The organism is Streptomyces sp. NPDC057654, from assembly GCF_042800135.1.
Taxonomy (GTDB): domain Bacteria; phylum Actinomycetota; class Actinomycetes; order Streptomycetales; family Streptomycetaceae; genus Streptomyces.
In genome coordinates this window covers 3,203-13,944 of sequence record NZ_JBHVHQ010000131.1, presented here as the reverse complement: position 1 = coordinate 13,944, position 10,742 = coordinate 3,203, and the positions used below count along the sequence as shown (strand labels likewise).

At 69.1% G+C, this 10,742-nt stretch carries 9 protein-coding genes and 2 pseudogenes; 5 read left to right on the top strand and 6 right to left on the bottom strand.

Annotated elements, in window-relative coordinates:
* Window positions 1-558: 558 nt before the first annotated feature.
* Window positions 559-2,457 (top strand): protease pro-enzyme activation domain-containing protein, encoded by a 1,899-nt coding sequence (locus ACFU99_RS13340; RefSeq protein WP_384390242.1) that lies wholly within the window; start codon window positions 559-561, stop codon window positions 2,455-2,457.
* Window positions 2,458-2,670: 213 nt separating this feature from the next.
* On the opposite strand, the gene ACFU99_RS13335 is transcribed toward ACFU99_RS13340, so the two are convergent.
* Window positions 2,671-3,609, bottom strand: a complete 939-nt coding sequence (locus tag ACFU99_RS13335; protein ID WP_384390239.1) for an NADP-dependent oxidoreductase — start codon at window positions 3,607-3,609, stop codon at window positions 2,671-2,673.
* A gap of 132 nt (window positions 3,610-3,741) precedes the next feature.
* On the opposite strand from ACFU99_RS13335, the gene ACFU99_RS13330 reads away from it, so the two are divergent.
* Window positions 3,742-4,725, top strand: coding sequence for an MsnO8 family LLM class oxidoreductase (locus ACFU99_RS13330; protein WP_384390236.1), 984 nt, complete (start codon window positions 3,742-3,744; stop codon window positions 4,723-4,725).
* Window positions 4,726-4,801: 76 nt separating this feature from the next.
* Window positions 4,802-5,127, top strand: a pseudogene (locus ACFU99_RS13325) (zinc-binding dehydrogenase); the annotation flags it as partial.
* Between the two features lie 197 nt (window positions 5,128-5,324).
* On the opposite strand, the pseudogene ACFU99_RS13320 reads toward ACFU99_RS13325, so the two are convergent.
* A pseudogene (locus tag ACFU99_RS13320) lies at window positions 5,325-5,495 on the bottom strand (GNAT family N-acetyltransferase); the annotation flags it as partial.
* Between the two features lie 39 nt (window positions 5,496-5,534).
* Window positions 5,535-6,488: an AraC family transcriptional regulator gene (locus ACFU99_RS13315; protein WP_384390234.1), complete on the bottom strand. Its 954-nt coding sequence runs from the start codon at window positions 6,486-6,488 to the stop codon at window positions 5,535-5,537.
* A 95-nt stretch (window positions 6,489-6,583) separates the two neighbouring features.
* On the opposite strand from ACFU99_RS13315, the gene ACFU99_RS13310 reads away from it, so the two are divergent.
* Complete coding sequence (locus tag ACFU99_RS13310) at window positions 6,584-7,678, top strand: aldo/keto reductase (protein ID WP_384390231.1); 1,095 nt, start codon at window positions 6,584-6,586, stop codon at window positions 7,676-7,678.
* 18 nt (window positions 7,679-7,696) lie between these two features.
* On the opposite strand, the gene ACFU99_RS13305 is transcribed toward ACFU99_RS13310, so the two are convergent.
* The 3 genes from ACFU99_RS13305 to ACFU99_RS13295 all read right to left on the bottom strand — a co-directional run bounded on the left by ACFU99_RS13305 (window position 7,697) and on the right by ACFU99_RS13295 (window position 10,028).
* Window positions 7,697-8,332, bottom strand: coding sequence for a TetR/AcrR family transcriptional regulator (locus ACFU99_RS13305; protein WP_384390228.1), 636 nt, complete (start codon window positions 8,330-8,332; stop codon window positions 7,697-7,699).
* Window positions 8,332-9,180, bottom strand: a complete 849-nt coding sequence (locus tag ACFU99_RS13300; protein WP_384390225.1) for an oxidoreductase — start codon at window positions 9,178-9,180, stop codon at window positions 8,332-8,334. The genes ACFU99_RS13305 and ACFU99_RS13300 overlap by 1 nt, the downstream gene beginning before the upstream one ends.
* Before the next feature lie 128 nt (window positions 9,181-9,308).
* Window positions 9,309-10,028, bottom strand: a complete 720-nt coding sequence (locus tag ACFU99_RS13295; RefSeq protein ID WP_384390222.1) for a nitroreductase — start codon at window positions 10,026-10,028, stop codon at window positions 9,309-9,311.
* 106 nt (window positions 10,029-10,134) lie between these two features.
* On the opposite strand from ACFU99_RS13295, the gene ACFU99_RS13290 reads away from it, so the two are divergent.
* Window positions 10,135-10,734: a TetR/AcrR family transcriptional regulator gene (locus tag ACFU99_RS13290; protein ID WP_384390220.1), complete on the top strand. Its 600-nt coding sequence runs from the start codon at window positions 10,135-10,137 to the stop codon at window positions 10,732-10,734.
* Window positions 10,735-10,742: the final 8 nt, after the last annotated feature.

The following is a 10,742-nucleotide window of genomic DNA, read 5'->3' as shown; positions in this document are numbered from 1 at the left end:
GTCAGAGACGTCAGCAGCACCCGGCGGAGCCGAATACCGCCCCACCCAACCACCCCCGCGCTGTGGACCCGAAGGGCCCGAGACGAAGCCGGCACTCGTCCGACGAGCCGCCACCCTCCGCCACCCTGCACGTACCTCATGTACCTCATGTGCCTTACACAGCCGGCGCACCACGGCGACCTGCCCCTATCAACAGCCACGACACCCCGAGTTCAACCTCAGTAGTCAATGGCGCGCCGGTCCCAGCTCGGGCCGCTGCCGAATCACCGTTCGGGGGCCGGGCCCGGGGCCCAGGCCCCAGAGCCCAGGTCCGCACGTCGTCTCGGATGACGCGGCCCACCACCCTAAAACTGTCTTGACACGTTTCTGACATCTGCGGCCTACGGTCGGAGCGTGCCGTGGTGCCGGTCGACAGCACGGTCGAAGAGCTGCCCCTTTGGATCGAGACGTCCGAATGGAGACATCATTTTGCGGACAAGTAGATGGCTGGCGCTGGCTGCCGTTACCGGTCTGGCCCTTACAGCGACGGGTGAAGGAACAGCCAACGCTGCGACGGATATGACTCAGCGGGCCGTGGTGGGAAACACGCCGCTGTGGGCCGCGTCGGCTGAGCACCTCGGGCATACGGACCCTGGCAGGGCTCTTAAAGTGAACATGCTGCTGGCCGGTCAGGATCCCGCAGGGCTGGCCCGTCATGCCCAAAAGGTTTCGGACCCGCACAGCCCCTCCTACCGGCATTTCCTGACCGCGCAGCAGGCTCTTGACCGGTACGGGACCAGTCATGCGCAGTTGGAACGGGTCAAGGCGTGGGTGCGTGCCGCGGGTCTGAAGGCTACGGTCAGCGGACCTCACTCGATTTCCGTGCAGGGAAAAGCAAACCGGATCGAGGCAGCCTTCGGAACCCGCATCGACGAGTACCGCGTCGACGGGCATACAGTGCGGGCGCCCGCCCGTTCTGTCAGCGTTCCGCACTCCCTCGCAGGCGACGTCTTCGGAATAACCGGACTGGACACGAGGAAGTCAACGCATTCTGCGAGTGCGCACAAGAACGCCCCTTCTGCAACCGGCACAACCAGCGCAGCCGACGCAACCGGCACAGCCGGCACAGCCGGCGCAACCGACAGTAAATGCTCGTCGTACTACGGGGAAAAACCGGCGACCGACCTCCCGAAGGCTTACGGGCGGACCGTCTCATGGGAACCGTGCGGCTACACGCCGGCGCAGATACGCAGCGCCTACGGCATCAAGGGGACTGGGCTCACCGGCAAGGGCGCCAAGGTCGCGATCCTCGCCCCCCTGGTCTCTCCCACCCTTCTGAAGGACGCCAACACCTTCGCCGCCCATCACGGTGAGCAGCCCTTCGCCCCGGGACAGCTGACACTGCGCCTTCCGTCGGGCGCGCCTCAGATCGTGGGTGACGACGAAGGGGCGATGGATCTCGAAGCGGTGCACGCCGTCGCTCCGGACGCCGCGGTCACCTTCGCTGTCGGGACAGGCCATGTGACCGGTAACTCGGTGCTGGACGCGCTGACCGACGTCGTCGACCACCGGCTCGCCGATGTGCTGACGAGCTCCTACCTGGAGGGCGATCTGCCTGGTGATCAGGAGGATGAGGCTCCGGTGGATCCGGCGCTTGTGAAGGCGACCGAGCAGTCCCTCCAGCAGGCCGCCGTCGAAGGCATCAGTACGAACTTCGCATCGGGCGACGGCGGCAGTCTCGATAACACCAAGACTCCGCAAATGGATTACCCCGGTTCCAGCCCCTGGACCACCGCTGTCGGCGGGACGAGTCTGGCTATCGGGGCCAAGGGCGAGTACAAGTGGGAGATGGGTTGGGAGAGTGACGCTTCGACACTGGCCGACGACGGCAAGTCCTGGGCTGAGCCTCTGCCCGGAGCCTTCTCGGGTGGTGCGGGCGGCGGTGTGAGTACTGTTTTCCCCCAGCCTGACTACCAGCGCGATGCCGTACCCGCCGCGCTGAGCTCACCGGACGGCAAAAAGCCGATGCGGACCATGCCCGACATAGCTGCTGTGGCCGACTTCCATACCGGCATCCGATTCGGCGTGTCATACCCGTCCGCTACTGCCGGCCAAAAGCCCCAGTACAAAGAGGAAGGTAACGGGGGCACAAGTCTGTCGAGCCCCCTCATCGCCGGCATGGAGGCCCTGTCCGTCCAAGCGGCGGGCGGCAAATCTCTGGGTTTCGTGAATCCGACTCTCTACGCTCTGCGAGGGACGGGGACCTACCACGACATCACCGACCACCCCAGCGGGGCGCACGAGAAGGAAACCCTCGCCGCGGAGATGGTGACATCTCGAACGCAGGAAAAGTACACTCAGGTGTTCACCCTCGGGCAGTCGGCCGACTCGGGTCTGGTCTCACGCGTCGGCTATGACACGATCACCGGCCTGGGATCACCCACAGGGAAATTCTACAAAGCCCTGGCAGGTAAGTAGCGCACATAGCGCCATTACGCTATTACTCCATAACGCCATACGTTCGTGAAAAACAGGGCCTCTTGACGACTCACGGTGATCAATTCCACCGAGCGGCAAGAGGCCCTGCGCCTTGATTCCAGGGTGATTCCAGGGTGAGTCCGGAGCGATTCCGGGGTGATTCAGGGGTGATTCAGGGGTGATTCAGGGGTGATCGGTTTCGCAACCGCCCGGTCAGTGGATGATCACGATCTTCCCCCTGGCATGGCCGGTCTCGCTCAAGCGGTGTGCTTCGGCGGCGTTTTCCAGGGTGAAGGCGCCCGCGATCGGGACGGTGAAGCGGCCCTGCTCGGCGAGGGCCGCGGCCGTGGTGAGGCCGTCGAGCGCCTGCGGGTCCGCGCCGGGGCCCGCGGAACGGGTCAGGTGAACGCCGTACTCGGCGGCCTTGGCGTCGACGGTGGTCACGACCCGGTCCGGGCTTCCGGCGATTTCCACCAGGTCAGGCAGTGAACCGGAGCCGACACAGTCCAGGACGGCGTCCACGCCGTCGGGCGCCAGGGCACCGACCCGCTCGCCCAGTCCGGGGCCGTAGGTCGTCGCTTCCGCGCCCAGCCCGGCGAGGAACTCGTGGTTGTGCGGACTGGCGGTGCCGATGACGCGCGCGCCGCGGGCCACCGCGAGCTGGACGGCGGCCGTGCCGACGCCGCCTGCCGCGCCTTCGATCAGCAGGGTCGTGCCGGTGCCGACCTTCAGCAGGTCGAGCGAGCGCGCGGCGGTCTCGACGTTCGCGGCGGCGCCCCCGGCCTGCTCCCAGCTCAACGCGTCCGGCTTCGGCGCCCAGGCGGACAGCACGGCGTACTCGGCGCTTGCGCCGCCGAGCTGACCGAGTTCGGCGAGGTTGATGATGCCGAAGACCGCGTCGCCCGGCCGGACGTCGGTGACGCCCGTACCGACCTCGTCGACCACGCCCGCGGCGTCCACGCCGAGCACGTGGGGCAGGCTCACCGGCATCATGTCGCGGAACTTCCCGGCGCGCAGACCGCAGTCGGAGGGGGTGACGCCGGACGCCCGTACGGCCACCCGGATCTGTCCCGGTCCGGCATGCGGTTCCGGCATGTCGGCGACCTCAAGGACGCTGGGGGGACCGTATGTGGCGAACGTGAGTGCTCTCATGGAACGCGATGTTACTGAGGGGCCTGCCGGTGCCAGGCGTACGGGCCGACCTTCGCCGACCGGTTCCGCGCCGCCTTCGCCGACCGGCTCCGCGCCGCCCCCATGTCGTAGCGTTGCCCTAGTCTTCCGATCATGACCATCTCACTGTCCGCGCTGGACCTCGTGGTTGCGGAGCCGAACGGAACAGCCGCCGAGTCGCTCGACGCGACCAGCCGAACCGTGCTCCGCCTTGACGAACTCGGCTACCGGCGAATCTGGTTCGCCGAACATCACGGCACCGAACTGTCGGCGAGCGTGGTGCCCGCGGTCCTGATGGCGCACTTCGCGGCCCTGACCAGCCGTATCCGCGTCGGGTCCGGCGGCGTCCTGGCGCCCAACCACGCGCCGCTGGCGATCGCGGAGCAGTTCGCCACCCTGGCGGCGCTGCATCCGGACCGCATAGACATGGGCATCGGACGCGGGCCGGGTACGTTCGACCAGTCGATCGTACGGGCGTTGCGCCGGGGCGCCGAGCCGACCACGGACGCGGAGTACGCCGAAGACGTGACCGCGATCCTGCACTACCTCTCGGGCGAAGGCGACGTACGGCTGATGGCCGGCTGGCAGCCCGACATGGGAGGCGCCCGCCCATGGCTGCTGGCGTCCAGCCCGGCCAGCGCGGAGCTTGCGGCCCGGCTGGGACTGCCGATCGCGCTGGCGCACCACATCCGACCGGACCGGAGCGCCGCCACGGCGGAGCGTTACCGGGAGCTGTTCACCCCGTCCCGGTGGGCGGAGCGGCCCTACGTGATGGCCGCGGTCGAGACGGTCGTGGCCGACACGGACGAGGAGGCCGCACGCCTGGCACGCCCGACCGACGTGGCGCGGGCCAAGCAAACCTCGGCGGCGCTGCTCTCACCGGAGGACGCGGCCCTGTACGAGATCCCGGAGGAGATGCGCGGCATCGTGGAGGCGATCGGCGCGGCGCAGGCGCGCGGTTCGGTGGAGACGGTGCGCCGCCGGTTCGCGGAGATCGTGGAGCAGACCGGCGCGGACGAGCTGATGCTGTACGCCTCCGTGTACGACGCCGACGCACGGATCCGCTGCTACGAGCTGGCGGCCAAGGCCGTCGCGTAGAGAACTGAGGCGGGATCCCTGAACCCCGTAGATGCGGCTGTCAAACGCCCTGCCGGGAAGGCGAGATGTCGGCTCCGACGGCATCGACGTCGCACTCGATGTCGTGGCCGGCGAGTTGGTGAGCGACGGGCTGCCGCTGCTGCGCGAAGGGGCCCGGTGGGTCATCGCGGCGCGCTCGGCGAGTACGGCGTGACCTTCGACGTACGCCGCCTCTACCTGCACAACGCGCAGGTCATCGGTGCCGCGATGCACACGCCGACCCACTTCGGGCTCCTCATGGACATGGCCCGCCGGGGTGAGATCCGACCCGTCATCGCGGCGGCCTTCCCCCTGGAACAGGCCGCTCAGGCACAGGAGGAACTCGCCCGCCGGGGGCACGTGAAAAAGATCGTCCTGCACCCGCGCCCCGCGCCCCGCGCCGACAGCAGCGAACCAGGGGTCGTCACGGCCGTAGAACGCGCGCCAACTCGGAGAGCCCGCCGAGGTGCAGGTCGAATCCCCAGCAGCTCGTGACCAGACACATCGAGGAAATCGCACCTCGGTACTGGCCTCCCGAGCCGCGAATGGCCCTGCCGGCCCTGACGGCCGAGGACCCCTCCCTAGGCCCCGAGGATGCGCTCCCACAGCAGCCCGTCCCGCCACTGCCCGTCGAGGAGGATCACGGAGCGCGCGACGCCGTACGGGCTGAAACCGTTGCGTCGCAGCACTCGCTGCGACGGCAGGTTCTCCAGGTTGGTGGACGCCTCGGCGCGGTGGAGTCCGAGTTCGTCAGTCGGTTCAGTCCGTGAGCCCATCAGCCCATCAGCCCGTCAGGCGCTGTGACCCTGTACGCCCGATCGCCGGTATCTCAACGGCGTTGTGCCGAAGGTGCGTTTGAACGCGGTGCTGAACGAACTCTCCGACGCGTAGCCGATGCTCAGCCCCACCTGGCCTACGGGCACGTCCCGGTGGATCAGTGCGTGTGCGGCGAGGCGCATGCGCCAGGTGTGGAGGTAGGTCAGGGGCGGGACGCCGGATACGGAGTGGAAGCGGGCGGCGAAGCTGGTGCGGGACATGGTGGCGATGCGGGCGAGTTCGTGGAGTTGCCAGGGGTGTGCCGGAGACTCATGCATGGCGCGTACGGCCGGGGCCAGGCGGGGGTCGGCGACGACGCGCAGCCAGCCTGCCGGGAGCGCCTCGGGGTGTGCGAGGTAGGAGCGCAGTACCTGTACGAGCAGGAGTTGGGCGATCTGGTCCCGCGCGAAGCCGCCGCCGGCCCGGTGGTCGCCCAGTTCGGCGTCCAGTTCCTGGAGCAGCCAGCGCACGGCCGCCGACTGTGGGCTCGTACGCGTGATGTGCAGGAACGGCGGCAGGGCCCAGGCAAGGAGCGCCTCGCCGCCGCGCTGTACGTCCAGTTCTCCGCCGACCCCCGAGAAGTCCTCGCCCGCCCCGATGCGGTGGAACGGCACCGTCATCTCGGAGGCGTCGACCGGCGTCGCCGAGGGGTCGGTGTGCAGCGTGAACGGGTCGGCGCCGTTCACCGCGATCGCCTCTCCCCCGCGCACCTCGACCTCGCCCGGGATTCGGGGCGAGGAGAACGTACAGCTCCCGCGGAGCACCGTGATGATCTTGAGGCGGCCGGGCGCGGGGAAGCGGAGCGCCCACCGGCCGCTCGCCGCCAGCCGGCCGGTCAGGGTGCACCGGGCGCCGGCGAGGGCCAGGACGTGGGACAACGGGTCGGATGGGGTTTCGTCGGTCGCTGCTGCTCCGCGTTCTTCGGTCATCTTGTCTTCTTTGTACTTCTGCTTTGTACTTCTGCGAAAGAAATCCGTACGGTACGGCATTCACCGTACGCCACAACCGCGCCAGGCTGGTGAGCATGAGTTCCACGCACACCATTCACCCCACTCACCTCGACTCCTACCGCACCCTCGGCCGCACCGGCCTCCGCGTCAGCCCGCTGATGCTGGGCACCCTCGCCTTCGGCGACCCCGGCCTCGGTTCCGACCGTGACGCGTCGCTGCGGCTGCTGCACCGCTACACCGATGCCGGGGGCAACGCCGTCGACACCGCCAACGGCTACGCCGGCGGCCGTGCCGAGGAGACCGTCGCGCAGTTCCTGCGCGAGCGGCCCGGCACGCGGGACGGCCTGGTGATCGCCACGAAGTTCGCCGGCAACATGCACCCCGGCGACCCCAACGGCGGCGGCGCCGGGCGCAAGGCGATCATGCGCCAGCTCGACGCCTCGCTGACCCGCCTGGGCACCGACCACATCGACCTCTACTGGCAGCACTACTTCGATCAGCACACCCCTCTGGAAGAGACTCTCAGCACCCTCCAAGACCTCGTGCGCGCGGGGAAGATCCGCTATTACGGCCTGTCCGACACCCCGGCGTGGGCCGTGGCGCGGGCGGCCACCATCGCCGAACTGCGCGGCTGGGAGCCGGTCGCAGCAATCCAGGCCGAGTACTCGCTGCTGGAACGGACCGCCGAAGGCGAGTTGTTCGGGGCCGTACGCGAACTGGGCATCGGCGTCGTGCCCTGGAGCCCGCTCGCGGGCGGCGTCCTGTCGGGCAAGTACACGCGGGCGGAACGGAACCCGGCCGAATCCGGCCGCGCGGCACTGCCGAACACCCAGGGCATGCTCACCGACCGCACTTTCGATCTGTTGGACCTGCTGCGGCAGATCGCCCACGAGCAGCACGTCCCGGTGTCCGCCGTCGCGCTCGCCTGGCTCGGCCACCGCCCGGAGGTGACCGCACCGGTCATCGGCGCCCGTACCCCAGAGCAGTTGGAGGACAACCTCGCGTCGCTGACCGTCAGCCTGTCCGAGGCGCAACTGGCGGAACTGGACGCGTTGACGGTGCCGGAACTGCCCTTCCCCATCGGGTTCCTGCGGACCAGCGGCGTCGACCTGGCTCAGGGCGGGGCGACGATCAACGGGGTTGCTTCGCGGGCGTGGCGGATGGGGTGACGACCCGTTCACGTCAGCTCATTCCGCGATCCGTCCGGTGAGGCCCGCGCTGATCAGCCAGATGTGTTCGCAGGTCGATGACGCCTCCTGCAACTTTTCGCGGGATTCCTGCGAGGCGTGGTAAAAGGTCCGCTCGATCATCCAGCACAGGGCGCGTGCCATCGCGGCGGCCTGGTCCGGTTCGGCGCCGGGCCGGACGCCGGCCCGTTCCAGGACGGCGGTGATGGCGGCGATGAACAAGTCGGCCGTACGGTCCCAGAGTTCGCCGATCTCCGGAACGGTCAGCGACAGGTCGATCGCGGTGCGCATGACCAGGCCGTGCTCGTTCCACAGCTCGACAGTTCGCCGCATGGCCGCCGCGATGGCCTGGCGCGGCTCTTCGGTCTGGGCGGTGACGCGGGACCGTTCCCACAGGTGCTCGACGGTCCGGGCCACGAGCGCGGCGACGACTTCCTGTTTGGAGCCGAAGTAGAAGTACAGGGCGCCGCGGGTGATGCCGGCGCCTTGGGCGATGTCGCCGACGGTCATGGTCTCGTAGCCCTTGTCCGCCAGCAGGGCCTCGCAGGTGTCCAGGATCGCCCGTTCCCGGACGTCGCCCTTGCGTTCGGCGGCGGAGCGGCGGCCGCCGCTCCGCGCGGGGTGGGCGCCGGGCATCAGAGCTGAGCGCCGTCGGCGAAGTCGGTCGTGCGGGAGAGCTCCTCCCAGTTGCGGATGTCCTCGTCCACAGCCGTACGGGCGGTGGTGACCAGCCGCAACGCGTCGGAGCCCAGCACGAGATGGGCCGGCGGCGCATCGACCGACGCGATATGCACGACGGCCTCCCCCGCCTTGGCCGGGTTGCCCAACTGGTTGCCGCTGGCCTTCTGCCGCGCCTCGCGGATGGGGGTGAACAACTCGTCGTAGTCCTCGACGGACCGACCGGCGCGCGTCATGGACCGCCCGGCCCAGTCCGTACGGAACGAGCCCGGCTCGATCGCCGTCACATGGATCCCGAACTGCGCGACCTCCTTGCCCAGCGCTTCGAGGATGCCCTCCAGCGCGAACTTGCTGCCGCAGTAGGCGGACATGCCGGGTACGGCCATGAGCCCGCCCATGGAGGTGACGGCCATCAGATGTCCGCTGCGGCGGCGACGCATGTACGGCAGCGCGGCCTGGAGCGTGGCGACCGCCCCGAAGACGTTGACCTCGAACTGCCGCCGCACCTCGGCCAGCGGCGTCTCCTCGAAGGTGCCCTCCAGGCCGTACCCGGCGTTGGCGATGACGACGTCCAGGGGGCCGACGTTCTGCTCCACCTCAGCGATGACGGCCGTAACGGCGTCGTCGTCCGTCACGTCCAGGATGCGGCCGTGGGCGCGCCCGGCGGCCGGCTCCTCGAAGGCCCGTAGATCGTTTTCCGCGCGGACCGTGCCGACGACGGTGTGCCCGGCGGCCAGGGCGGCTTGGGCGAAGGCGCGCCCGAGGCCGGTGCTGACGCCGGTGACGAGCCAGTTCTGCTGGTGCATTGCTTCTCCAGACGGGTGGTGGGGACGGGCTGGTACCGCCCCTCCATCTAGAAAGTCTACACAGTGTCGATTTTTATCGTCGGAGTGTTGGTTCTGACTGGTGGTCGCGGGGGCTGGGGCTGGGCTGGCTAGGCATGGAAGGTCGCCACCGCTTCGAGCGGGGCCCGCTCTGTGGTGATGCGGTTCACCGGGGCGGCGTCGTCGGCGTAGCCGAAGGAGATGCCCACGAGCAACTGGCCGTCGCCGTCCACTTGCAGCTCAGAGCGGACCGTGTCGGCATAGAAGCTCAGCAGCCCTTGCGGGCAGCTCGCCACTCCGTACGCGGCCATCGCCAGGAGCAGCGTCTGCATATAACCGCCGGCATCGGCGGCCAGGCGGGCTCCGCCGGGGGCTTCACCGGGGACTCCGTTGTTTCCGGTGACGAACAGGAACGCGGCGTGCGGGGCCCCGTAGAAGCGCAGGCTCTCCGCGTCGTAGGCGGCCCGCGCCTCGTGATCGTCTCGGCCGATACCCAGGGCCCCGTACAGCTGCTCACCGAACGCCGCCCGGCGGGTCAGGTGCGCCGGCGCGTACATGTCGTCGGAGTACGGAAAGTCGACCGAGACGCGGCGCTCGGCGTGGGCCGCCTGCAATGCCTCCGCCAAGCGCTCGCGCGCGGCGCCGCTCACGATCTCCACTCGCCACGGCTGGGCGTTGGAGTTGGACGGCGCGGCGCCGGCCAGCGAGAAGATCGCGCGCATCGTGTCCTCGGAGACCGCTTCGGGGTGGAACGCGCGGGTGGCGTGACGGCCGCGTATCAACTTTTCGGCGCTGCCGCTCAGGTCGGCGGGGGTGGTCAACAGGCTCATGGGGGTGGGTGCTCCTCGACGATCATCTATGTAAACGGAACCGTTTACATAGATGGACCCTAGCAAGCCTTTCCTGCCGAAGTAAACGCGTACGTATACTTGGTGCATGAGTGCCACAGTGGGGACAGCAGCAGTGACCGGCGGGCGGGGCCGTGGGGCGCGGGAGCGCATCCTCGCCGCCACGGCGCGGCTGTTCGCGACGCAGGGGATCAACGCGACGGGCATGGAGCAGGTCGCGGAGGCCGCTCCGGTGTCCAAGCGCACGCTCTACGCGCACTTCCGCGCCAAGAACGATCTGGTACTCGCCCATCTCCAGAGCGTCGCCGCGTCAGGGGCCACGCTGGAAGCCGTACTGACCCGCGAGAACGTCCCCCCGATGGAACGCATCCTCGGACTGTTCGACCAACCCGGCCCCGCGCCGGACGCGGCGCCGGTACGGGGGTGCCCGTTCATCGACGCCGCCGCGGAATTCCCCGACCCGGAGAGCGCGGTCCACGCGTACGCCCGCGAGCAGAAGCTCCGGATGGCGCAGCTCGTCACCGCGCTGGTGACGAAACTGGGCTGCCGCGAACCTGCCGCGCTCGCGGAACAGTTGGTCACCCTCGCGGACGGGGCAGCCACCCGCGCCATGGTCCTGGACGAACCGGACTACGGACGGCACGCCCGCGCGGCGGCACAGACGCTCTTGGGGCACGCGATGGCGTAGGGGGTGGG

What these genes read in the sequence shown, in the direction of transcription:
- ACFU99_RS13340 (WP_384390242.1), top strand. Translation starts at nt 559, where the DNA reads ATGACTCAGCGGGCCGTGGTGGGAAACACGCCGCTGTGGGCCGCGTCG.
- ACFU99_RS13335 (WP_384390239.1), bottom strand. Translation starts at nt 3,609, where the DNA reads ATGAGAGCACTCACGTTCGCCACATACGGTCCCCCCAGCGTCCTTGAG.
- ACFU99_RS13330 (WP_384390236.1), top strand. Translation starts at nt 3,742, where the DNA reads ATGACCATCTCACTGTCCGCGCTGGACCTCGTGGTTGCGGAGCCGAAC.
- ACFU99_RS13315 (WP_384390234.1), bottom strand. Translation starts at nt 6,488, where the DNA reads ATGACCGAAGAACGCGGAGCAGCAGCGACCGACGAAACCCCATCCGAC.
- ACFU99_RS13310 (WP_384390231.1), top strand. Translation starts at nt 6,584, where the DNA reads ATGAGTTCCACGCACACCATTCACCCCACTCACCTCGACTCCTACCGC.
- ACFU99_RS13305 (WP_384390228.1), bottom strand. Translation starts at nt 8,332, where the DNA reads ATGCCCGGCGCCCACCCCGCGCGGAGCGGCGGCCGCCGCTCCGCCGCC.
- ACFU99_RS13300 (WP_384390225.1), bottom strand. Translation starts at nt 9,180, where the DNA reads ATGCACCAGCAGAACTGGCTCGTCACCGGCGTCAGCACCGGCCTCGGG.
- ACFU99_RS13295 (WP_384390222.1), bottom strand. Translation starts at nt 10,028, where the DNA reads ATGAGCCTGTTGACCACCCCCGCCGACCTGAGCGGCAGCGCCGAAAAG.
- ACFU99_RS13290 (WP_384390220.1), top strand. Translation starts at nt 10,135, where the DNA reads ATGAGTGCCACAGTGGGGACAGCAGCAGTGACCGGCGGGCGGGGCCGT.